This is a genomic window from Flagellimonas nanhaiensis (assembly GCF_003382275.1).
Classification (GTDB): domain Bacteria; phylum Bacteroidota; class Bacteroidia; order Flavobacteriales; family Flavobacteriaceae; genus Flagellimonas; species Flagellimonas nanhaiensis.
Map to the genome: position 1 here is coordinate 1 of NZ_QTJX01000004.1, position 23,472 is coordinate 23,472.

At 40.2% G+C, this 23,472-nt stretch carries 18 protein-coding genes and 1 rRNA gene; 11 read left to right on the forward strand and 8 right to left on the reverse strand.

Annotated elements, in window-relative coordinates:
* The 4 genes from rrf to trhA form a co-directional block, all read left to right on the forward strand.
* A 5S ribosomal RNA gene (gene rrf / locus DX873_RS19235) occupies positions 1–78 on the forward strand; the annotation flags it as partial.
* 136 nt (positions 79–214) lie between these two features.
* A complete protein-coding gene (locus DX873_RS14760) occupies positions 215–3,343 on the forward strand; it encodes a TonB-dependent receptor (protein WP_181899521.1) in 3,129 nt (1,042 codons plus the stop codon).
* Between the two features lie 70 nt (positions 3,344–3,413).
* Positions 3,414–4,754 carry an amidohydrolase family protein gene (locus DX873_RS14765; RefSeq protein WP_116185279.1) on the forward strand — a complete coding sequence of 447 codons (1,341 nt, stop codon included), beginning with the start codon at positions 3,414–3,416 and terminating at the stop codon, positions 4,752–4,754.
* Positions 4,755–4,760: 6 nt separating this feature from the next.
* Positions 4,761–5,399 carry a PAQR family membrane homeostasis protein TrhA gene (gene trhA / locus DX873_RS14770; protein ID WP_116185280.1) on the forward strand — a complete coding sequence of 213 codons (639 nt, stop codon included), beginning with the start codon at positions 4,761–4,763 and terminating at the stop codon, positions 5,397–5,399.
* A 63-nt stretch (positions 5,400–5,462) separates the two neighbouring features.
* Here the strand turns inward: trhA and DX873_RS14775 are convergent, their stop codons facing one another.
* Positions 5,463–6,152: a ZIP family metal transporter gene (locus tag DX873_RS14775; protein ID WP_116185281.1), complete on the reverse strand. Its 690-nt coding sequence runs from the start codon at positions 6,150–6,152 to the stop codon at positions 5,463–5,465.
* 56 nt (positions 6,153–6,208) lie between these two features.
* Here DX873_RS14775 and DX873_RS14780 point away from each other — a divergent pair, with 56 nt between their 5' ends.
* Positions 6,209–7,375 carry a THUMP domain-containing class I SAM-dependent RNA methyltransferase gene (locus DX873_RS14780; protein ID WP_116185282.1) on the forward strand — a complete coding sequence of 389 codons (1,167 nt, stop codon included), beginning with the start codon at positions 6,209–6,211 and terminating at the stop codon, positions 7,373–7,375.
* Positions 7,376–7,531: 156 nt separating this feature from the next.
* On the opposite strand, the gene DX873_RS14785 is transcribed toward DX873_RS14780, so the two are convergent.
* Genes DX873_RS14785 through rlmD form a run of 4 tightly spaced genes read right to left on the reverse strand, consistent with a single transcriptional unit; the run spans position 7,532 to position 10,592 of the window.
* Positions 7,532–7,873 carry a VOC family protein gene (locus DX873_RS14785; protein WP_116185283.1) on the reverse strand — a complete coding sequence of 114 codons (342 nt, stop codon included), beginning with the start codon at positions 7,871–7,873 and terminating at the stop codon, positions 7,532–7,534.
* Positions 7,874–7,894: 21 nt separating this feature from the next.
* Positions 7,895–8,653, reverse strand: a complete 759-nt coding sequence (locus tag DX873_RS14790) for a DUF6048 family protein (protein WP_116185284.1) — start codon at positions 8,651–8,653, stop codon at positions 7,895–7,897.
* Positions 8,634–9,152, reverse strand: coding sequence for a DUF6452 family protein (locus DX873_RS14795; protein WP_116185285.1), 519 nt, complete (start codon positions 9,150–9,152; stop codon positions 8,634–8,636). Before DX873_RS14795 ends, DX873_RS14790 begins: the two co-directional genes overlap by 20 nt.
* A gap of 27 nt (positions 9,153–9,179) precedes the next feature.
* The gene (gene rlmD / locus DX873_RS14800) at positions 9,180–10,592 is read right to left on the reverse strand and encodes a 23S rRNA (uracil(1939)-C(5))-methyltransferase RlmD (protein ID WP_116185286.1); all 1,413 of its coding nucleotides are present in this window, start codon (positions 10,590–10,592) and stop codon (positions 9,180–9,182) included.
* A gap of 234 nt (positions 10,593–10,826) precedes the next feature.
* Between rlmD and rocD the strand changes: the two genes are divergently transcribed.
* Complete coding sequence (rocD, locus tag DX873_RS14805; RefSeq protein WP_116185287.1) at positions 10,827–12,071, forward strand: ornithine--oxo-acid transaminase; 1,245 nt, start codon at positions 10,827–10,829, stop codon at positions 12,069–12,071.
* A gap of 53 nt (positions 12,072–12,124) precedes the next feature.
* Here rocD and DX873_RS14810 read toward each other — a convergent pair whose 3' ends face one another.
* Positions 12,125–13,456: a carboxypeptidase-like regulatory domain-containing protein gene (locus DX873_RS14810; RefSeq protein WP_116185288.1), complete on the reverse strand. Its 1,332-nt coding sequence runs from the start codon at positions 13,454–13,456 to the stop codon at positions 12,125–12,127.
* Positions 13,457–13,575: 119 nt separating this feature from the next.
* Positions 13,576–16,029, reverse strand: a complete 2,454-nt coding sequence (locus DX873_RS14815; protein WP_116185289.1) for a M14 family metallopeptidase — start codon at positions 16,027–16,029, stop codon at positions 13,576–13,578.
* 160 nt (positions 16,030–16,189) lie between these two features.
* Between DX873_RS14815 and bshC the strand changes: the two genes are divergently transcribed.
* Positions 16,190–17,791 (forward strand): bacillithiol biosynthesis cysteine-adding enzyme BshC, encoded by a 1,602-nt coding sequence (bshC, locus tag DX873_RS14820; protein ID WP_116185290.1) that lies wholly within the window; start codon positions 16,190–16,192, stop codon positions 17,789–17,791.
* A gap of 190 nt (positions 17,792–17,981) precedes the next feature.
* Here bshC and pgmB read toward each other — a convergent pair whose 3' ends face one another.
* Positions 17,982–18,644 (reverse strand): beta-phosphoglucomutase, encoded by a 663-nt coding sequence (pgmB, locus tag DX873_RS14825; protein ID WP_116185291.1) that lies wholly within the window; start codon positions 18,642–18,644, stop codon positions 17,982–17,984.
* A gap of 213 nt (positions 18,645–18,857) precedes the next feature.
* On the opposite strand from pgmB, the gene guaA reads away from it, so the two are divergent.
* From guaA to DX873_RS14845, 4 genes are read left to right on the forward strand one after another with little or no spacing between them, the layout of a single operon-like run.
* Entirely contained in the window at positions 18,858–20,390 is a 1,533-nt protein-coding gene (guaA, locus tag DX873_RS14830) for a glutamine-hydrolyzing GMP synthase (protein WP_116185292.1), read from the forward strand.
* Positions 20,387–22,564 (forward strand): LysM peptidoglycan-binding domain-containing protein, encoded by a 2,178-nt coding sequence (locus DX873_RS14835; protein WP_116185471.1) that lies wholly within the window; start codon positions 20,387–20,389, stop codon positions 22,562–22,564. The genes guaA and DX873_RS14835 overlap by 4 nt, the downstream gene beginning before the upstream one ends.
* Complete coding sequence (locus DX873_RS14840) at positions 22,542–22,946, forward strand: OsmC family protein (protein ID WP_116185293.1); 405 nt, start codon at positions 22,542–22,544, stop codon at positions 22,944–22,946. The genes DX873_RS14835 and DX873_RS14840 overlap by 23 nt, the downstream gene beginning before the upstream one ends.
* A complete protein-coding gene (locus DX873_RS14845) occupies positions 22,934–23,470 on the forward strand; it encodes a DUF922 domain-containing protein (protein WP_116185294.1) in 537 nt (178 codons plus the stop codon). Before DX873_RS14840 ends, DX873_RS14845 begins: the two co-directional genes overlap by 13 nt.
* Positions 23,471–23,472 lie beyond the last annotated feature (2 nt).

Here is a 23,472-nt window from a genome sequence, read left to right on the forward strand (position 1 = left end):
CATTCCGAACAGGGAAGTTAAGCCCGTTTGCGCCGATGGTACTGCCACACCAGGTGGGAGAGTAGGTCGCCGCCTTCTTTGAAGGCCCCTCATTTGAGGGGCCTTTTTTTATGCCATAAATTCTACGGAGAAAAAATCCAATTATTTACCTTTTTCTGTAAGACATCTTTATAAATACCGTCATAGATACTTTATGTTTACCGCAAAATCAACTATGAGGTTTTTCTTAGCACTATTTTGTTTTTTCTTCCATATCTATATTGGCAATGCTCAAATTACCACAGGTACCATTCAGGGAAAAGTAATGGATGATGCAATGCAGCCTATACCCTTTGCTACGGTTGTAATAAAAGATGTTGAGACAAATTATACCTATGGAACAACTACTCAGGAGAACGGGTTTTATGTTATTACTAATCTAGCGCCATCATCAACGTATAGAATTGAAGTATCATTCTTGGGTTTTCATACAGAAATCATTGAGAATATCTCGATAAAACTGGGTAGCACCACTAAGATGGACTTCGACTTAAAAGAGGAAAACCTTCAACTTGATGAAGTTGTAGTTACCTCAAATGGCAATGGAGTCAAGCGTGGGAATGAAGCTTTGTTGAACCAAGCTCAAATAGAGAGGACTCCAACAATTAACAGAAGTATTCAGGACCTTACCAAAAACCTGTCCGAAAACAACTTGAATTCCTTTGCAGGAGCAAGTAATAGATTCAATAATCTCAACATTGATGGAATTGCCAACAACGATGTTATCGGTTTTCAAGAACCAGCAAGTGGAGCATCCGGATCCTCTGCAAATGGAACCCCGGGAAGTTTATCCAGATCACAACCTATCGGTTTGGGAGCCATCAAACAGCTATCGGTAAAACTTGCCCCTTTTGATGTAAGCATAGGCAATTTTAATGGCGCGAACCTAAATATTGTAACTAAAAATGGTACAAATTCGTTCCAAGGAGAAGCATATGCGTATGGAAACAATCAAGCTTTGATTGGAAAATATGCCCAAGGCCAAGAGCAAAATAGATCAAGTTTTTATGACATTCAATTTGGTTTTGGACTGGGAGATGCATTGATAAAGGATAAACTGTTTTACTATGTAAACTTTGAGCAAGCACTTTCTAATAGCCCGGTTTTGAATGCACCTGGCAGTGAAACTTCAAACATTCCTCTGGATGATATTGTAAGGATTAGCGAGCATTTAATTCAGAATTACGATTACGACCCGGGTACTTTTACCAACGCTGATTTGGAAACATCCAGTACTAAATTATTTACTAGGTTGGATTTTAATATTTCCGATAAGCACAAACTTACAGTTCGCAATAACTACGTCAACAGTTTTGCGGACAACCTAGAATGGAACGCCAGTATTTTTAATTTTGGCAATCAAGGGTACCGCCATAACAGTATTGCAAATAGCTTGGCTTTAGAATTAAAATCAAACTTTAAGGACAACCTTGCCAATAACTTAACCTTGGGGTATAACACTGTTAAGGAAGATCGGGATTTTGACGGACGTGTATTTCCCCATATTCAAATTGCCTCAAATTCTACCAATCGCATCTTTGCAGGTTCTTATCGTGAAGCATCCGTGTACAGCACCGACTTCTCTACCCTACAGATTGCAGATAAGTTAACTTATGTAACTCCGAACCATGTATTTTCTTTTGGAGGTCTAGCGCAATTACACAACGTAGACTACGGGTTTTTATCAGCTTGGAATGGAAGGTGGGAATATAGATCTGTGGATGATTTCTTAAATGATAGACCACGAAGAGTCAGGGGTGTTTACAATATCAATAATAATGACTTTGATTTTGTTAGGAATAGACCTTCGGCCACGATTGGCGTTTTGGAGGCGGCCTTATACGTACAGGACAAATTTCGCCTAAACGATAATTTGTCAATTACCCTTGGTCTTCGTTTGGATGGACAATATCTAACCGAAGAATTGCCTATTTCGCAACAGGTGTCGGAAACACCTGAATTTGCAAGATTTGATAATACTATTACCAAAAAGCCACAACTTAATCCAAGAATTGGTTTTGATTACAACTTGAACAGCAACATAAGCTTAAGTGGTGGCACAGGATTGTTTTCTGGGAGATTGCCCTATTTATGGTTTGCGTACACTGAATACATTTCAGGTACTGAATACTTTAACATTGACCTAAGGCCGGAAGATGGTTTGGAATTGACCGAAAATTTAGTGGATCTTCGGGGACAACAACCCAATTTAACAGAAATAAATCTTATTGATATGGATTTTACCTTTCCTAGAGATTGGAAAACCAATATCGCGTTGGATGTACGTTTAGCCGATGATTTTCAAATTCATTTGGAAGGCACCTACACAGATGTGGTCAAAGGAATATTTTTTCAATCCATTAATAGAAGGGATGAACTGGGAAGATTTGATGGTCCGGACAACAGAAGGTATTATCTTCAAACAGGAGATGCGATCAAAGTAAACCCAAACTTTACCAATGTTTTTTTATTGACAAACACCAACAAAGGGTATCGCTATAATGCCTCACTGGGAGTTAGCAAGCGTTTTAAGAACCTGAGTTCGTATGTGGGATATACTTATGGCAAAAGCAAGGATGTTTCAAGTACGGTAAGAAGTTCTCCTGCGGCAAATTTTGAATGGAATCAGGCTATCTTTGGGAATGAACCGGGACTTTCCTTTTCCAATTTTGACTTAAGACATAAAATTGTAGCAACTCAGACCTACAACCTTAATTTTAGTGAAAATGACAATTTGCAAGTTTCATTTCTCTACAATGGACGATCAGGGAGCCCTTTTTCATTTATTTATCAAGGTGATTTGAATCGTGATGGCTCCTCAAGGAATGATCTTATTTATGTGCCAAGAAATCAAGATGAGATTTCTTTGGTAGATATTACAGATGGCAACGGAAATGTTGTGGTATCCGCTGATACGCAATGGCAACAATTAAACTCTTTTATTCAACGCAATGACTACCTCAATAGCAGACGAGGGAATTACGTGGAGCGCAATGGTGCCAAAACACCTTGGAACCACGAATTGGATGCAAAATTTGAATATAGCAAGCGGTTGGGCGATCAAAAAAGAATTACAATTTCACTGGATATGCTTAATGTTCTGAATTTTGTGAACAAGGATTGGGGCAGATTGGTCTTTGTGCCCAATGTGGTAAACTCCAGTTTTAGCATATTGAATTTTGTGGGTGTTGAAAATAACGTTCCGCAGTTTCAGTATAACATATCGGACGATGAGACTCCTTGGGTCGTGGACTTTCAAAATTCCAGATGGCGTGCACAAGTAGGACTTAAATTTAGTTTTTAGCACAAAATTAAATTCCGCTTCGGATGGAACCTTCTTTTCCATTCATGATATGTTTAGTACATTTAAGACTATGAAAAAGTCAACACTCTTGTGGATTGTGCTGCTAGCATTTTCCCATACTATTCTGGCCCAAGAAAATTCAGTAAAAGCACTCGTTGGAGGAACCTTGATCGATGGTTTCGGTTCTGACCCTATTAAAAATAGTGTCATTATAATTGAAGGAGAACGAATAAAGGCGGTAGGAACCGTGGAAACCCTTGAAGTTCCTGCAAATGCTGAAATCATTTCCACCGAGGGGATGAGTGTGCTCCCAGGTTTATGGGATATGCATGTTCATACCATGATCAACGGACATGCGAATTATAGCTATTGGGACAAAACATATCCTCCTCTATTTGAAGATGTGATCATGCCTTCGTCCGCTCATCAACTATTAATGGCGGGGGTTACCAGCGCAAGAGATCTTGGCGCTCCGTTAAAGGAAAGTATTTCTGTACGGGATAGAATCAATAATGGGGAGATTCCAGGGGCGACACTCTATGTTTCTGGGCCTTTTATACAACATAAACCTTATCCTGGAACCGAAGATTTTAGATGGGGTGTTACAAGTCCGGAGGACGGGAGAAAAAAGATTAGAAAACTGGCCAATGCTGGTGTGGATGTCATCAAACTGATTGACCATGATCAAATGACCATGGATGAATTGACCGTGGTTGTTGATGAGGCACATAAACATAACCTTAAGGTAGTGGCCCATGGACACAGACCGGAGGAAATACGAAGAGGATTAAAAGTAGGGGTAGATTGTTTTGAACATACCGGGCTGTCCTCTGCACCGCAATATCCTGATGACGTTATGGAAATGATAAAGGAACGCACTGCCCAGATGAACAAGGGCCCTTTATTTTGGTGCCCTACAGTAGAAGGACTTTATAATTATGAATATACTAGGGACAATCCTGAAAAATTGGATAGCGATTCATGGCATTTAGGTTTACCAGATAGCATAATAACCGATATAAAAAATAGCTTTAAACATCCGGATAGGTTACCATATTTTCAATTGACCCCTTCTCGGAAACCCACCTTACAGACTAAAATTCAGCAATTATTGGATGCTGGCGTAGTTTTGTTGATTGGCACAGATAGTGGAATTCCTATGAAATTTCATAGCCAGTCTACCTGGAACGAGCTGGATGTATGGGTCAATGAATTTGGGATAGACCCTATGTATGCCATTCGCTCGGCAACGTATTGGCCGGCTTTATGGACTGGCGTTGCAGATGAAGTGGGTACCATTACCCCTGGGAAATATGCTGATATTATTGCTGTGGATGGAGATGTTTTACGATATATCAGTTTGCTTCAGGATGTGGACATGGTCATAAAACATGGTAAACGCTACAAATAGGTTGACTTGACATTCAAATCTGAATCCATCTTATCGGAAGAAAAGTGGAATGCCTACTCCCATGCATTGGGGATAGTTTTGGCAGTTGCAGGTAGTGTTTTCTTTATAATCAACATATCTTCAGATATTCCTTTTTTATGGGGAAGTGTCTTGGTCTATTGCTTGTCACTGATACTGTTGTTTTCGGCTTCAACCATTTATCATTTTGTTGAAAACCCAAAGCTGAAGAAGAAGCTCCGTATTTTAGATCATATTAGTATTTACTACTTGATAGCAGGTACGTATACCCCCGTTTGTCTTACGGTTCTTATTGGTTCAAAAGGATGGTTGCTCTTTTACCTGGTTTGGGGCATAGCTCTATTTGGAACGATACTCAAACTTTTTTTTACTGGAAAATTTGAGGTGTTCTCCTTGGTACTTTATGGAGTAATGGGCTGGATTATCGTAATCGATTTGCCTTACTTACTTGAGAATATGTCATCCAAAGGACTGTTTTATCTTTCTTTAGGAGGTGCTTTTTATACCATCGGGATTCTATTTTATGCCATAAAACGCATACCCTACAACCATTTAATATGGCATTTTTTTGTTCTGGGTGGGGCCATTAGTCATTGGTTTTTGGTTTTCCGGGTAGTGTCCAATTAAACCTTGAACAAAAAAGAGCGGTGTATCTCGTGATACCTGCTTGATAATCGTTTGGGTGGAATTCTATATAAAATAGGCAACTCCTACACCAAGAAGAATTACAATAAGCTTTCTAAAATTAAAAGAATGTCCTTGGGAACTTTCAAACAAAATTATGGTGGAAATATGAAGAAACACTCCTATTGCAAGGGCATTTAAATAGTTTCCATACTCCGAAACCCAGGATGAATATGTAGCAACGTAGGTTCCTAGAGGAGTCATCAAAGAAAAAATAGATATAAAGAGTAGAATGGAAGCCATTCGCATTTTTGAATTCAACAAAAAGATACTAAGGATAATAGCCACGGGAACCTTATGAACAATGATTCCGTATAAAATAGGGCTGTTGCCCTCAATGGGAACTCCCTCTACCAATGCGTGGATTGACAGACTCAGGAACAAAAGGATGGGAAATTCATTCTTTTCCCCATCAATATGCATATGACCGTGTTCAGCCCCTTTTGAGAAGAACTCAAGAAAAATCTGGAGCAATATTCCCGCCAGAATAAACAGGGCCATGGTTTTTGGATTTTCACCTTCGTATACTTCAGGGAGAAGCTCAAAAAAGGTAAGAGCCAACAAAAAAGCGCCGCTAAAGGCCAGCAAGAGCCTAATGTTCTTGTTGAACTTTGGTTTTACGGCCCAAGCAAAGCCAAAACTGGCCCAAACTGCTAACACGGGAATAATAAAAACAACAGCGAACGGAATATTCATAAGTTGGGTTGAAGGGGCAAAAATAGCCTATTTTTGCCGAAACGGATTACGAAAAAATGGCAGGAAACTTTAGAATGCTGGCTAAGACTTTATATGGTTTTGAACCTATTTTGGCCAAAGAACTTAGAAACCTTGGAGCGGGGAATGTGGAAGAGGGTATCCGAAATGTCACTTTTGATGGTGACTTGGGTTTTTTATACAAAGCCAATCTATGTTTGAGAACCGCTTTAAAGGTATTGCGACCTATCGGAAAGTTCAAGGTTTTTGACCAGACGGATCTATACAAAAGGGTTTATGCGATTGATTGGCCCAGTTATTTTGATGTGGACAAGACTTTTGCCATTGATACCACGATTAATTCGGAGGTGTTCAATAATTCCATGTTTGTATCCCAAAAAGCGAAGGATGCTTTGGTGGACAAGTTCAGGGCAGCCTTGCGTAAGCGCCCCAACGTTAACTCTCAGAATCCCGATGTTCGAATCAACATCCACCTGCAGGGAAATACATGTACAATTTCTTTGGATAGTTCTGGAAATTCCTTGCACCAGAGAGGGTATCGTATAGCGACAAATATTGCCCCAATCAATGAAGTTTTGGCGGCCGGACTGCTTGTTATGAGTGGTTGGGATGGACAGCAGGATTTCTTGGACCCTATGTGTGGTAGCGGTACGTTCCTTATTGAAGCCGGTATGATTGCCTGCAATGTTCCGGCCAATATAAACCGGACGTCGTTTACATTTATGAACTGGAAAGATTATGATGAAGAATTACATGGAAAGATTGTTGAGGCCAGTTTGAACAAGACAAGGGAATTTCACCATAAGATTATAGGGTACGATAAGGCCCCTTCAGCAGTAAGAAAGGCTCAGGAAAATGTGGAAAACGCTAATCTTTCCGAATACATCACAATAGAGAGAAAAGACTTTTTTAGAACCGAGAAGCCTGTAGATGCTCCATTACATATGGTATTCAACCCACCATACGGGGAACGGTTACCGATTGCGGCAGAGGAATTTTATGGAAAGATCGGGGATACTTTAAAGCAAGGCTATCCAGACACCCAGGCCTGGATGATTACTTCAAATTTAGAGGCCCTTAAAAGTGTAGGTTTAAGACCATCACGAAAAATCAAGACCTTCAATGGAAGGCTTGAATCTAGATTGGTCCATTATGAAATGTATTCGGGGAGCAAAAAAGCTAAAAATAAGGAGGTAAGAAATTGATCTATAATTTTACGTTAAATTAAAATTTAGTTAACTTTACCGTAAGATTAAGTGTTGGCTTGTACTTGTTATAAGCTAATAATAGCTCAAAAGCAGCTTGGACTACTCAACTAACTCAACTTTTTAACGAAAAGGGCCTTTTTTTAAAGGCCTTTTTTATTTATCGGACCATACGGCCAGCTCATTTCCAGAGGGGTCTGTAAAGTGAAATCTTCGTCCACCAGGAAAGGAAAATATCTCTTTGGAAATTGTACCTCCTGCTTGAAGGATTTGTTCTTGCAAAACAGGCAAATCTTCATGGTAAAGTACAATCAGGGCGCCGTTGACAATAATCTCTTCACTTAGCTCAAATCCACCTTCCAGACCACTCTTGGAAAAAGCAGTATAAGTTGGGCCGTAATCCTTAAATTCCCAACCAAAAAGACTTGAATAAAAGTCTTTGATTTTATCTAGGTTGCTTGCCTTGAACTCCACATAGTTGATCAATGTATTTCCCATGAGTTTGATTTTTTGGTCCGATTACTCTGATTGCTCAGGTTTTTTCTTGTTTGATTTTTTATAGAAGGGAATCAAATACGAAATGGTGTAGTTGTAGCTCACCCCAAAATTGCTTCCATCGGTTACCTTATTGAATCCAGGTATCCATAGATTGGGAAAACGTTCATCCTCCTTGTTGGTTATCAGAAAGCCCAAACGGGCGCTCATACCAATATAAATATTGGCAAAAAGTTCTGCTTTAATTCCAACAACCATCTCAAGCCAAGAAGCATTAAGTCCGCTAAACTCCTCTCCAGTTTGTGCTCCAGCTAAGAACTCATCAGGATTAAAAAAACGATCACCGTTGTAAATGTTGTAGTTGTTCAGGGTCTGGCTAAAACTGGCAATGGCATATCTTCCTCCAAGCGTAATGGCATTGTTCATACCAAACCAGTTTTCGTACGTGTTCAAGTCCACTCCTGCTTTGATATAGCTTCCCGATGTTTTAAAATTGTACAGCAGGGTGCCACCAAGGTCTTCGGTCTGAGTTTTTTCTTCGTTTCCAATTTCCGCCGCCAAATACAATTTCTGGGTCAACCTATAGTCACCAACAAGTTCTAGACCGGTATAATCCTCATCAATAAAGGAAAATACCAAACGACTAATATCTGCACCGACCCTAAGCCCGTACTCTTGTTTATACTCCACCGTATCCTTAGGTTGAAGGTCGATGGGCTCACTTTGCGCACATACCAAAATGGGAAAGAGAGCGATAATGAGGCTAGTGAAATATCTTGACATGGATGTTATCGGTGTTTTCAATGGTTTGTTGAACAATTCTAATATCTTGAATCCAATTTTCACTGTTGTCGGGTAACGTCAAATTGAGGTTGTCATAGTTAATTACAAAACCGCAAGCTCTGGAGATAAACTCCTCTCTGGTTTCATAGGAAATGGTCAATACGTCTAAATTTCCCGTTTCATCACCAGTGGTTTCGTCGTCTGCAGAATCAGAAATAAACTCATAGGTGGTACTGTTGCCATCTATCCGCAAGGGAATGAGAAGAGAATCTGGTGAATTGGACCTATCGGCAAAAGAGGTACTGGAAAAAATACTGTCAATATCTACAGCTCTTATTCTGAGAGATGATACGGACTTAAATTCCGTGGTATCTTCTACATCGTAGAAACCAATTATTAATTGTGGAGTATCACCATCTACACAGATATCGTCTTTTTCGCATGAAGAGGCATAAATTAGTAGTAATAGGATGAGAAAGATAGGGAGCGTTTTCTTCATTTTGGTTTAAGCAAATTTCATCAAGAATTATACCCGTTTTTCCAAAAGTACAACATTTTCAACGTGATGGGTCTGGGGAAACATATCCACCGGCTGTACTTTAATAACTTGATAATCGTCTTTCATTAATGCAAGGTCTCTGGCCTGCGTGGCACTATTGCAACTTACATACACAATCCTTTTTGGAGCCACCTGTAAAAGTTGTTCCACAACCATTTTATGCATGCCATCCCGAGGGGGATCTGTAATAATCACATCTGGGTGTCCGTGTTCTTCTATGAAAGAATCATTGAACACGTTTTTCATATCCCCAACAAAAAATTCAGTATTCGATATGTTGTTCAGAAGCGCATTTGCCTTGGCGTCTTCAATTGCCTCCGGTACTGATTCCACACCGATGACTTTTTTTGCTTTTTTTGAAACAAATTGGGCAATGGTTCCGGTTCCGGTATAAAGGTCATAGACCAATTCATTCCCGGTAAGACCTGCAAATTCTCTGGTTACTTTGTAAAGTTCGTAAGCTTGTTCGGAGTTGGTCTGATAAAACGATTTAGCGTTGATCTTGAACCGAAGTCCCTCCATTTCCTCAAAAATATGATCCTGACCGGAGTGGCAAATGATTTCTTGATCGTAAATGGTGTCGTTTTGTTTTTGATTGATTACATAAAGTAGAGAAGTGATTTCAGGGAATTGTTCTTGAATATGGTTCAACAAAGGTTCTCTTTGCGGCTCATTGTCCTCAAAAAATTGAAACAGCACCATAATCTCACCTGTGGAAGCTGTTCTGATCATCAGAGTACGTAAAAGGCCCTCTTGTTTTCTGGGATTAAAAAAAGGAAGTCCATTTTCTGTAGCAAACTTTTTCACCTCTAGCCGAATCGCGTTGGACGGATTCTCTTGAAGATGACATTTTTCAATGTCCAATATCTTGTCCCACATGCCAGGAATATGAAATCCTAGCGCATTTCTGTCCTCAATCTCCGTGTCTGAATCAATTTCTTCTTGCGTTAACCACCTACTATCGGAAAAGGAGAACTCCATTTTGTTTCGGTAGAAATACTGCTTAGCAGAACCTTTGATAGGGCTGATTTCAGGTAATTCCAAATTACCGATGCGCCTAAGGTTGTTTTCTACTTCCTTTTGTTTAAAATAGAGTTGATGCTCGTACCCCATATGCTGCCATTTGCAGCCTCCACATACACCAAAATGGGAGCATTCTGGTGATGTCCTTTTGTCCGAAAGAACATGAAAATCGGTGGCAATGCCTTCAAAATACGCCCTTCTCTTTTTGGTGGTCAGCACATCAACTACATCTCCGGGTACGGCATTGGATAGAAAAATTACACGCCCGTCCGGGGCTTTTCCAATCGATTTTCCCTTGGCTCCGGCATCGGTTACCTCAACCTGTTCAAACTTTTGGCGCCTGTTCTTTTTACGCATGGGGCAAAAGTAACCTCTTTTTGGAATTTGCTATGACCTGTAATCATAAATTGCCGCCAAACTTTTAAAGAGTTGGAAATCTCTCCTAAAAAAAATGATTTGCTTTTCTTTAGTAATAATTTGTAATTTGCGCCCTCTACTAGGGATGATTTCTCTCCCACGCTGCTTTTTCGAGTCCTCGAAAGAATAAAGGTACAGAAGGAATGGTTATTTTATAATTTAAACACTTTTAAAATGGCTGTTTTAGAACATTTGACTTCGCATCAAGCGATAGATTTAGAAAAGAAACACGGAGCACACAATTATCACCCACTTCCTGTAGTATTGAGCAGGGGTGAAGGCGTATATGTGTGGGACGTGGAAGGTAAAAGATACTACGATTTTTTATCGGCGTATTCTGCGGTAAACCAAGGACATTGTCACCCAAAAATTGTTGGGGCAATGACCGATCAGGCAAAAACCCTGACACTGACTTCCCGAGCATTTTACAATGACATGCTAGGGAGGTTTGAGGAATATGTTACCTCTACTTTTGGGTTTGATAAGCTTCTTCCCATGAACACGGGAGCTGAAGCTGTGGAAACTGCAGTTAAGATTTGCAGGAGATGGGCGTATCAGAAAAAGGGAATTCCAGAAAATCAGGCTCAAATTATTGTATGTGAGAACAATTTTCATGGTAGAACCACTACAATTGTTTCTTTTTCCAATGACCCAGTGGCCCGAAAGGACTATGGACCCTATACAACAGGGTTTATTCAAATAGCATATGATAACCTTGCTGCTCTTGAGGAGGCTCTGGAAAATAATCCGAACGTTGCTGGATTTTTGGTCGAACCCATTCAGGGAGAAGCGGGGGTATATGTTCCCTCTGAAGGCTATCTGAAAGCGGCAAAAACCCTTTGTGAAAAGCACAATGTACTGTTTATTGCTGATGAGGTGCAAACTGGAATCGCAAGAACAGGAAAACTATTGGCGGTGGACCATGAAAATGTAACACCGGATATTTTAGTTTTAGGAAAGGCACTGTCAGGAGGGGTATACCCGGTTTCTGGTGTTTTGGCCAATGATGGTATCATGGATGTGATTACTCCTGGAAGCCATGGCAGTACTTTTGGAGGAAACCCCATAGCAGCTGCTGTAGGTATTGCTGCTTTGGAAGTGGTAAAAGAAGAACAACTTGCCCAAAATGCCGAAGAACTGGGTCAGATTTTTAGGGAGGAGCTTAATAAGTTCATACCTACCTGTGACTTGGTTGTAAAGGTTAGGGGAAAGGGACTTCTGAATGCTATTGTGATCAACGATTCTGAAGGTAGCTCCACGGCTTGGGATATTTGTATGGCCTTTAAGGAAAATGGCCTATTAGCCAAACCAACACATGGCAACATTATCCGTTTTGCACCACCTTTGGTGATGAGCAAAGAACAGTTGATGGACTGTATTTCCATTATCATCAAGACCTTACAGGAATTTGAAAAATAGAAAAAGCCCCTTATAAAGGGGCTTTTTTAATGGTTATAATTTTGCGAGAGCTTTTAAGGTGCAGCAGAACCGCCCTTGGACCTTGCTCTACGTAATTGCCGCTGTATTTTCTTAATAGCGGACTCAATTGACTTTTCAGGTTCTATGATATTGTATTCTCCCCAAAAGTCAGGGTCGGAGAAACCTATGGCCTCATCACTTAGAATAATTGATTTTTTCAATCGCTCCCTATTTTTTGGAAGTTGACCTGTAACATTCTTCTCCCAGTCGGTAACGGCCATTTCGGCGGTCATGCTGTAAACCGAGTTGAATAATTTATCTTCCCAATCTACCTTGAATTCAAGCAACACGTTGCTGTAGCCATAAAACCATTTTCCATTTTTTTCCCTATAGTCCACTCTGTATGCCACTTCTGTGGGCCATACATCAACCTTAGCTGGTTTTTTGCGGACAAAAAGTCTGGCCGCCTTTACTTTATCGGTAATGTTAAGCGTATAAATGGCACTGGTAAGAGTTTTGTTTTCTACATCAATGAAGAGCTCTCCAGCATACATAGGCTCAGAAACCGTTTCCAATTGGTCAAATCTGATTACATATATGAGCTTATCATTAATTCTGGTTGAGCGGTCGAAAGTAAACTTATAATCCGCGAGGCTTCCTTCAGTAAAAATATACTCGGGATACTTCATGATATCTACATAAAGTGTATTGAAAGGGCCTCCTTGAAGTTTCAATGCAACCGTATCCAACTTACTATAGTCTGTACTTTTTCGAGCTTTATAGAGCTCCACGGCATCTTTACGGAAAGATCCGTAGGGTGATTTGTAGATATTGACGACAGCTTCGGACAAGGAAACGTTCTTTCTTCTCTTTTTTATGGTTTCCCTATAGAAGGCGGTCATTAAGGTCGGGTCATCAAAATAATTGTCACCCTTTCTTGCCAAAGTTTCCCGCACCAAGGCAGTGGCATCTTTTGGCGCATTGATATCGACCTCGGACAGTTGTGTAACCGAGACCACAAGGGATATTTTGTTTTTGTCAGGTTTTAGCTGAGATAACGCAATAGTTTTACTCTTGTATCCTAAAAACGAAACAAGCACGGTTCCATCTGAAATATTTTGGGGAACCTTAAGAAGAAAATCACCTTCGGTGTTGGTAATGGTACTTATGTTGGTACCTTCAACAGAAAGTGTAGCAAATACCAAGGGCTTTTTTGATGATTCATCAATAACCTCACCCCTGTATTGTTTAAAATCGGTTTCCGTTTCCTGATTTTGCTGGAAAGCCAACGCAGGTGTCGAACACAACAACGAAACGGCCATAAGGAGAACAAATGCCGGAATGGCATCCATCTTTTTCAAAAAAGTAGCTAGAAATCGTTTCATATCTTGAGATGTTTATACCAAGTAATAAGACTATTAAAGGTACAAAATTTTAGGCAGATAAAACCGCTTCCTCGAAGAGGAAAAACCGCTAAATGATTTATAACCAATTAAGAAGAAAACTAGTCTACCATGAAAAGCGCATTGGCCATAAATAATTTGCCGTTTTCCCAAAAGCCTCTAAATAGTGGGTTGTCCACCATGTAGATTACCTGTCCGCTTCCGTGCTCTTCTACTCCAAACACCAACGAGTTTGAAACTTTCTTTTGAGCTTTGCTTCCGGCAAAACCTGAAATGGGTTCAATGTTGTTCTCCAAATACACGGCATTCCCATTTTTAAGATACTTGTAGCTGTCACTTCCCAATTTTAATGAGAAGTACTCATTTCCATATCCATAGGCCAAAGGATGGGTGTTGTCCACCTTGGTTCTAAAAATGGCCCCGGTAATGGCACTTTTTATTTGCTCCCGTTGGGTACCTTGGTATGGTTGTGGTTTGTTGATGGAATCCTTGGGCGATTCCTTCTTTTTGATACCAAATCCTTTCTCACCGTCTATAGCACCTATGGCACCACCCATTGCAATGATTTTACCTCCGCTTTTTACCCAATCTTGGAGTTTTTTTAGTTGCTTTTCGTTGAAGTAGTTGCCATATCGTCCACCAGGAAGAATCAGTATTTGATAATCCTTAAGGTCAACTCTGTCTGCATATTCGCTGTCAATTACCGTTACAGGATAGTGCAATTGTTGTTCAAAGAAATGCCAAACTTCACCAAAACGTAGGGTAGAGGTTGGGTTTCCGGAAAACAAAGCAATTTTAGGCTTGGTTATCATTTGCACATAGGCCGAACCAAAGTCTTTTCCCGAGTCTACAAAACCTGTGGTAGAGCCTGTAATTTCTTTTTGATATTTACTTGAAACTCTTTGCAAGGTTTCAATAAAATTATCCTTGTTCTGATTATCTGCTTTGGTGATGATCAAACTTCCTCTTTTAAAGGATTTTCCATTGATGGAAAACGGATGATGAGAGGTACGTACCCGTATGCCCTCCTTTAGCAATTCGGCCAAGAAACGGGCATCTTTCATGCTGTTCCAGTCCGTAATGTGGGCATAGTTGTTGGCATTGATTCCTCCTGTAGAAGACATTCCAGATTTTTCGTCTGTAGAAGTTCCTGAAATGAGCGATGTGGAAGCAATGGCATCTAATCCGTAGGCATAAGGAAGAGACCATGCAGTGATATCATAAGTTAGGGAGTCGCTTAATTTGGCATTGGGCTCAAATAATACTTTCACCAATGTTCCCTTGGTCTGATTTGTTGAAACCACCAAACTATTCTGGGACATGGACATATTGCCGTTTGCTCCAGTTTTATAGTTGAATCCCTTGACGGAACCATTGGATGGGGTTCCATATTCAATTTCATGTTTGTTGAGAAGCGTTTTTAGTGCATCTATTTTATCTTTATCCCCATTCAGGACGTAGCTTTTGTATTTAAAATTTTTGTTCTTATAGAATTTCTTGAATTCTGCATTTAACTTATCAGCATTTTGCGAAGAAACTTCTATAGTAGAAAGTCCTGTAGTGTAGTGATGGGCCAAACGGTCGTTTAGGGTAAGGGTATCTCCAATTCTTGTAATGACACCAAGTCCTGCACGTCCGCTTCCGCCTTGTTCGTAGGTCATTCCTATAGCCCCATTATAGGTCGGATAGGTATCCCCGTAGCTTGGATAGAAAAGATCAAAAATCTCTTTGGTAAAATAAAACCATCCGTTGGCATCAAAATATTTAGCATGGTTTTTACCCAGGGTAACCTGAAAGTCTCTTTGAAAATCGGTTATTACCTCATGGTATGGTTCTGCTGCGGGTGCAAAATAGTAGGGATTGTCCACACCTTGTTCGTGAAAATCTACGTGGACATGGGGTAACCATTTGTTATAAACCTTGATTCGCTGCTGACTTTCGACCTGCGTAAGCCAAGCCCAATCCCTGTTGAGGTCGAACATATAGTGGTTGCTTCTTCCACTCCACCAACCTTCATGATGTTCTTTACTGTTAGGATCTACCTGAAACGGAGAGTTTTTATATTGATTGTACCAATTGCTATACCGGTCCCTTCCATCTGGATTGATACAGGGGTCCATGATGACCACCGTGTTTTCCAAATACGTACTTTTTGAAGTGAGCAGGGAATAAATAGTTTTCATGGAAGCCTCTGTGCTTACACTTTCATTCCCGTGCACATTATAGCTCAACCATACTATGGCCTTAGAGGTTTCCCCAGTACCGTTTGTATCTTTTAAATGTTCCTGTCTTATGGTCTCCAAGTTGTTCATATTGTCCGAAGAGGAAACAAAGGCCAACAACAAGGGTCTACGCTCATTGGTTTGTCCATATTCCATGAGTTTAACCCTGTCAGGAGCTTCTTTTGCTAAATATTCATAATAATCCACCACTTCGTGATGACGGGTAAATTCGGTTCCAAGTTCATAACCAAGAAACTCTGAAGGCGATTTTAATTGTTGGGCTGATAGGATAAAAGAAAAAAATGCAACGGGGAAAAATAAAAATCTTGTCATGTAGTAATCAATTAGTCTAAACCAAATCTAACAATAAATTAGGGCAGAATCACAATTATGTTCCGATGAAAAAGGCAAAAGAGGGAAAATAGTAATTAACGAATTTTTAGGAAGAGAAAAAAAGAAGAGGAGTATCTTTAGCACTTCATTACCGTTTTTAATGGAAGTAGATTGTATACCGTTCAAGGAAACAGGTTATTTTTCTCAACTTATTTGTGATTATTTGGACCGCAGTGAGAACCTGAGACCTTTTTATAACAGATTTCCTGAGATTGGGAATTTCAAAGACCAAATAGAAGAAAAGAAAGCGACTTATCCTGTTTCTAGAAGACAGGTTTTGGTAAGCTCACTCAAAACACAATATGTTGGTCATTCTGTTTCCAAATCAACCCAAAAAAATATTGATTTGTTACTCAGTGAGAATACCTTCACTATTGTAACCGGTCATCAGCTAAACCTTTTTACTGGGCCGCTGTATTTTTTGTACAAGATTGTATCTACTATCAATCTTACGAAAAAACTAAAGAAGGAATATCCCGAAAACAACTTTGTGCCCATTTATTGGATGGCCACCGAAGACCATGACTTTGATGAAATCAATTACTTCAACTATGGAGGGAAAAAAATTCAATGGGACAGAAAGGCTAGTGGAGCAGTTGGCGAATTGGATACCCAGGGATTGGATGAGGTTTTTCAAGAGTTTTCCGAAGAATTGAAATCTACGTCCAACGGAAAGGAACTAAAACAGATCTTCGAAAAAGCGTACTTGGAGCATACAAATTTGGCGGATGCTACGCGATATTTGGCCAATGAGCTTTTCGGGGAATACGGCTTGGTAATTGTTGACGGAAATGACCCGGAACTTAAGAAACTTCTGGTTCCATATGCCAAACTTGATATTTTTGAACACTTGGCCCACAAAAGGGTGACCGAGACCATCAACACATTGATTGAAGGTTCAAGTAGTTACAATATCCAAGTTAATCCGCGAGAGATCAATTACTTTTATTTGACCGAGGGATTGCGGGAGCGTTTGGAGGTCAGGAATGGCAAATACCACGTGGTGAATACCAAAACTGACTTTTCCTCCTCAAAATTGGAAGAAGAGTTGAACAGTCATCCAGAGCGATTTTCCCCAAATGTAATTGCCCGCCCGCTCTACCAAGAAGTTGTTTTGCCCAACTTATGTTATATTGGAGGAGGAGGTGAGTTGGCCTATTGGATGGAGTTGAAGTCGTACTTTGAGGCCATGGAAGTTACTTTCCCCATGCTTCTTTTGCGAAACTCAGTTTTGTTTTTAAAGGAAAAACAGGCCAAAAAAGCTGAAAAACTGGGACTATCACTTGCAGACCTTTTTATGGGTCAGGATGACGTCATCAATAAAAAAATCAAGGAAATTTCTGAAATCAAAATAGATTTTACGCCTCAAAAGGAACTTCTCGAGGAACAATTTCGGGAAATGTACCAACTGGCCCAGGATACGGACAAAAGCTTTTTGGGAGCTGTGAAAGCCCAAGAGGTCAAGCAAAAAAAGGGATTGGATGCCTTGGAAAAAAGGCTGTTAAAGGCTCAAAAAAGAAAGTTGAATGATCATGTGACCCGTATCACACAGCTTCAAAATGAAATTTTCCCAAACCACTCATTGCAGGAGAGACAGTTGAATTTCTCTGAACTTTATATGGAAATGGGAAGTTCCTTGATACCTCTTCTCATGGATAGTCTAGAACCTCTAAATCACAACTTCTTGATTTTGAGGTATTAAACCCCATTTTTGAATTTTTCTTCAAAAAAACCAAAAACCAGGTAGGGTTTTTTCTACGCAGGTTGTTTTATAGTTGAAAATTGCTATGAAATTTTTAACAGATTGAGTTGGTTAACTCATATGTTTAGGTTGGTTTTGATTTTATTAAAAGCCTCGGAGTGGTTCCCGGGGCTTTTGTTTTTGAGGACATTTAACTAAAAAGTTCCTTAAAGTGTGCCTTTACTTCAAACAAGGTGGCATCCGCCATGCTGTCAAACCTTAGGTCTGCATGTCCTACTCTTTCTTCCGGTCCTATCCCAATGCTATGGAAACCACCAGCTTTGGCTGCATCAATTCCCTTTTCAGCATCTTCAAAAACAATACATTCGTCAGGTTGTAGTCCCATTTTCTCCGCACCATAAATGAAGATATCCGGTGCAGGTTTACTTTTGGCCACGCTATTGCCATCACCAATAACATCAAAATACATGTTCGCATTCAGTTGCTCCAGCACTTTTATGGCATTTTTACTTGCACTTCCCAATGCAACATTAAAACCTTCCGTTCTTAGGTGTGTCAAAAGCTCTTTAACCCCTGGAAGGTAGTCTTCTTGGGTCATGGAATCCAAGCTGTCCACATAGATGTTGTTTTTATTTGTGGCCAGTTCCAGAATTTTTTCTTCTTCAAGAGTGGCATTGTTATGGTCCATGATCACTTTGATGGAATCCATGCGGGAGATCCCTCGGAGCTTTTCATTGAGTTCACGATCAAAGGTCCAATCCATTTCCTCAGCGAGTTTTTTCCATGCTTCGTAATGCAATTCCGCAGTATCGGTTATAACTCCGTCTAAATCAAATATAAATCCCTTAATCATGGTGCAACACATTTTAAAAGCGCAAAGAAATGATGAAAAATGTTAAGAAAAAAACTACAGAACGTTATTTTCAAGTCCAATCGATGTAATTCGGTTTATGTTTTCTTTGATTTTCAGCCTTTGGATTTAGGAAAAGATTACCTGTTTAAAAACCGTATATAAATATACCTGCGAAGATACTTTTTCAACTCTGGCAAATTACTATTTTTGCCCATGCAGAACAACGTACTTATCTTGGATTTTGGTTCCCAGTATACTCAGTTGATCGCAAGACGCGTTCGGGAACTCAACATTTACTCTGAAATAAAACCCTATAACAAACCTCCAAAAGACTTGTCTAGTTATGGAGCGGTGATTCTTTCAGGCTCGCCACTTTCCGTACGGGGCGAAGATGCTCCGCATCCCGATTTGTCCGAAATAAAGGGCAAAAAGCCATTGTTGGCCATTTGCTATGGAGCACAATATCTTGCCCATTTTAATGGGGGCAATGTATCGCCATCCAATACTAGGGAATACGGTCGTGCCAATCTATCTTTCATAAAGGAGAATGAACCGTTCTTTCATATTATCAATGAAGGTAGCCAAGTCTGGATGAGCCATAGTGATACCATAAAGGAATTACCTGAAAATGCCGTTAAGCTGGCCAGTACCCATGATGTTGAGAATGCCGCTTTTAGGATTGAAGGAGAGGATACCTACGCTATTCAATTTCATCCAGAGGTATACCATACCACGGATGGAAAACAATTGCTAAAGAACTTTTTGGTGGATATAGCCGGTATGGAACAAGACTGGACCCCGGATGCTTTTGTGGAGACCACAGTGGCGGAGCTGAAGGAAAAATTGAATGATGACAAAGTCATTCTGGGACTTTCTGGTGGAGTTGATTCCAGTGTGGCCGCACTTTTACTGCACAAAGCAATTGGAAAGAACCTGCATTGCATATTTGTGAACAATGGTCTTCTAAGAAAAAATGAATTCCATGATGTTCTTGAACAATATGAGGGTATGGGGCTGAATGTTAAGGGGGTGGATGCTTCGGCACGTTTTTTGAACGCTTTGGCAGGAGAAAGTGATCCTGAAAAGAAAAGAAAGATCATTGGACGTGTGTTCATTGAAGTTTTTGATGACGAGGCCCACAAAGTGGAAAATGCAAAATGGCTGGCGCAAGGAACCATTTATCCGGATGTTATTGAATCCGTATCGGTAACTGGCGGTCCCTCAGCAACCATAAAGAGCCATCATAACGTTGGAGGTCTTCCAGATTATATGAAGTTAAAAGTGGTTGAACCATTAAAACTGTTGTTCAAAGATGAGGTTCGACGAGTTGGGGCAAGTATGCACATGGACCCAAATATTTTAGGAAGGCATCCTTTCCCAGGACCAGGATTGGGAATACGGATTTTGGGGGATATCAATGAAGAAAAAGTCAAAATGCTTCAAGAGGTGGATCACATATTTATTAAAGGACTAAAAGATTGGGGACTTTATGATAAGGTCTGGCAGGCCGGAGCCATGCTTTTGCCCGTAAATAGTGTAGGGGTTATGGGAGATGAAAGGACTTATGAAAAATGTGTTGCCCTTAGAGCAGTGGAAAGTACGGATGGTATGACGGCCGATTGGGTGAATTTACCTTACGAATTCCTGCAAAAAACCTCCAATGATATAATAAATAAGGTCAAAGGCGTTAATAGAGTAGTGTACGACATTAGTTCTAAGCCACCTGCAACTATAGAATGGGAATGAAAAAATTTATTGTTAAGCTATGTGCCGCGGTCATATTGTTGACTTCTGGTCTACTTTCGGCACAGCAAAAATATACCACACACGCTGTAAAGGAGGGGGAGACCCTACAGAGTATCTCTCAACAATATAGGGTTACGCCCTATACTATTCTCCAGTCCAATAAAGAGATAAAAACAGCAGCGGATGTAAAACCAAACACTATTTTGATCATTCCGTTGGATGGCTCCGTGATTCAACTGGAGAATGACAAGACCAAGGATGAGGAAGTACAGGAAGAACAACAGCCCTTAGGATTTTCCAGACATAGGGTTAGAAAAAGGGAAACACTGTTTGGACTTACCCAACGATATGAAATTACCGAAGAACAGTTAAAAAGATACAATCGACAATTGTACTCTGAACCTCTTAAAAAAGGAATGGTGCTTCGGATACCAAAATTCCCTGAGCCTGACCCAGAAGATGAACGTGAACTTGATTTTGAGACCTATACCGTACAGCCCAAGGAAACAAGATGGAGTATTGCCCATAAATATGGGATTACGGTGGATAGTTTGATATCCCTTAATCCAGATTTGAGTAAAAGTTCTGATTACTTGGCCGCCGGTCAAGAGTTAAAGTTGCCCAGGCCAAAAGGAGATAGTCTTGAAGATCAACAAGTAGACCTGTTTACCTCGTACACGGTTCCCGCTAAAATGACCTTGTACAGTTTAGGAAAAGAATATGAAATTCCTTCTGATTCCATCGTAAAACTAAACCCTGAGATCATGAAGGAGGGTGGATTAAAGGAAGGTATGATTATCCGCTTGCCCAAAAAACGCGATAAGACGGGCATAGTAAATACGGACAATTTCATTTTTTATGAAGTAAAGCCCAAACAAAACCTGTTCAGGCTTACGCAAAACCTTAAAATTACCAGGGATGAACTCTACAGGTTGAACCCCGATTTGGAAAATGGACTTAAAGCAGGAATGGTTTTAAAACTTCCAAAGGAAAAAGCCGTAGATCTTGATGTTAAAAATGCCCTCATTCTAGATAAAATCAATCTGCTGGACAGCATGGACCTTGGAAATAGGCCCAAAGTGGTTTTCATGCTTCCATTTAGATTAGACCGCATTAACTTCAATGATTCCAAGAAAACCCGAAGTCAGATTGAGACCCGTAGGGACTTGGCACTAAGCCTTGGATTTTACTCAGGGGCCATGGTGGCATTGGATTCCATAAAGAAGTTAGGTCTTTCCGTAGATGTGAAGACATTTGATACCGAATTGAACCAAAACAAGGTGAAGGAAATCCTGTTCAGGGAAAATTTATCGGACGCAAACGCTATCATTGGTCCAATAGCTTCGGGAGCTTTGAACGAGGTGGCCATTCAAGCTGCATCCAATAATATTCCAGTGATTTCTCCTACCGCTTCAGATAGTGAGTTCAGTCATGGTAACGTGTTCTTCTCGGTGCCTAAGGACGATATCCTAAGACAGAAAATGCTCTCACATCTGGCCAAAATCCATAAGGATGAAAATGTGATCATTATTGCAGATAGTACGCATCAAGTGGCTCATGATACTATATTAGGTAGATTTCCTACCGCTCAAATTGCCAAGATTATTGATAACAAGTCGCTACACTTGGATGAGTTTCTAATTCAATTATCAGAAGAAAAAGAAAACTGGGTATTTTTGGAAACCGACCAGGCGAATATGGTTTCAAGTGTTAGTTCCATATTGAATTCGGCCAATACCCCCAACCTGACTACGGATAACGAGAGCCAAATTAAGGTTCGTATGTTCACAACAAGCTATAACAGTGCTTTTGAAGATGATGCCATTTCCAGTACCCATCTTTCCAATTTACGATTTACCTACCCTTCGTTTTATAGAGTGGCTAACGATGATTCATTTACCAAGGCCTACCAAAAACGTTTTAAAGGGCTAAAACCTGATAGATACGCAGTTAGAGGATTTGATGTGACATTTGATGTTCTATTGAAACTGGCGCATAAGAACAATCTTTTTGAAACTTCAAAAATTATTGGGCTTACTGAATATACCGGAAACAGCTTCAATTACTTTAATGATTGGACATCGGGCTACTATAACAGGGCCTGCTATTTAATGGAATACGATAGTTTGCGAATCAAGGAAATAAAATTGGATGACCTCAAGAGTAACTTATAATGGCAATCTGCGCACTACTTGTGTGCACATTAGATCAGGAAACGAATTCATAACAGATGCTCCCATTGACAACAATGGAAAAGGAGAGGCTTTTTCTCCTACGGATACCGTGGCCACAGGTTTGGCCAATTGTATGATAACCATGATGGGTATAAAAGCTCGGGATATGGATGTGGACTTAACAGGTTCCACCGCAGAGGTGACCAAACATATGACCGCCAACCCAAGGCGTATTTCCAAAATTGAGGTAAAAATGGAACTTCCATCCAATGTCTCCGAGAAAAACAGGAAAATTTTGGTCCACACGGCAAATACCTGTCCAGTGCACCATAGTCTGCATCCAGACATTGAACGTGTAATTGAATTCAATTGGGTAAAATAATCTCCATAATAGGTGCATTGTTCCTGGGTTTTTTGGGTTTTGGACAAGAAATTGAGGAAGGTGTTCTTTGGAGTGCGGAGAAACGATTGACTTGGGCTGATTTCAAAGGAAGAATTCCTCCTGCAGCGGTTCCTGCAGCGACAACAGCGAGTGGAATCAGTTATTCTTACACGGCCAATTTAATTCACCACGAAGTAGCGCTGGATTTTGAGGTCAATGCCTACTTCTATCCCAATGAGTCATGGTACAAACCTGATATTTGTGATGATTTGACCTTGAGCCATGAACAGCTCCATTTTGATATTGCCGAACTCTTCGCCCGTAAAATGCGGAATAAACTGAAGCGTACCTCATTTTCAGATAATGTGAAGGCTGAAATACGAAGGATTTACAAAGAGATTTTGGCCGAATTGCAGGATTTTCAAGAATTATATGACTGGGAAACCGACTTTTCCCGAAATCGTGGGAAACAGCTGGAATGGAATCAGAAAATTGCTGAGGCTTTGCTGACTGGAGAGGAATGATC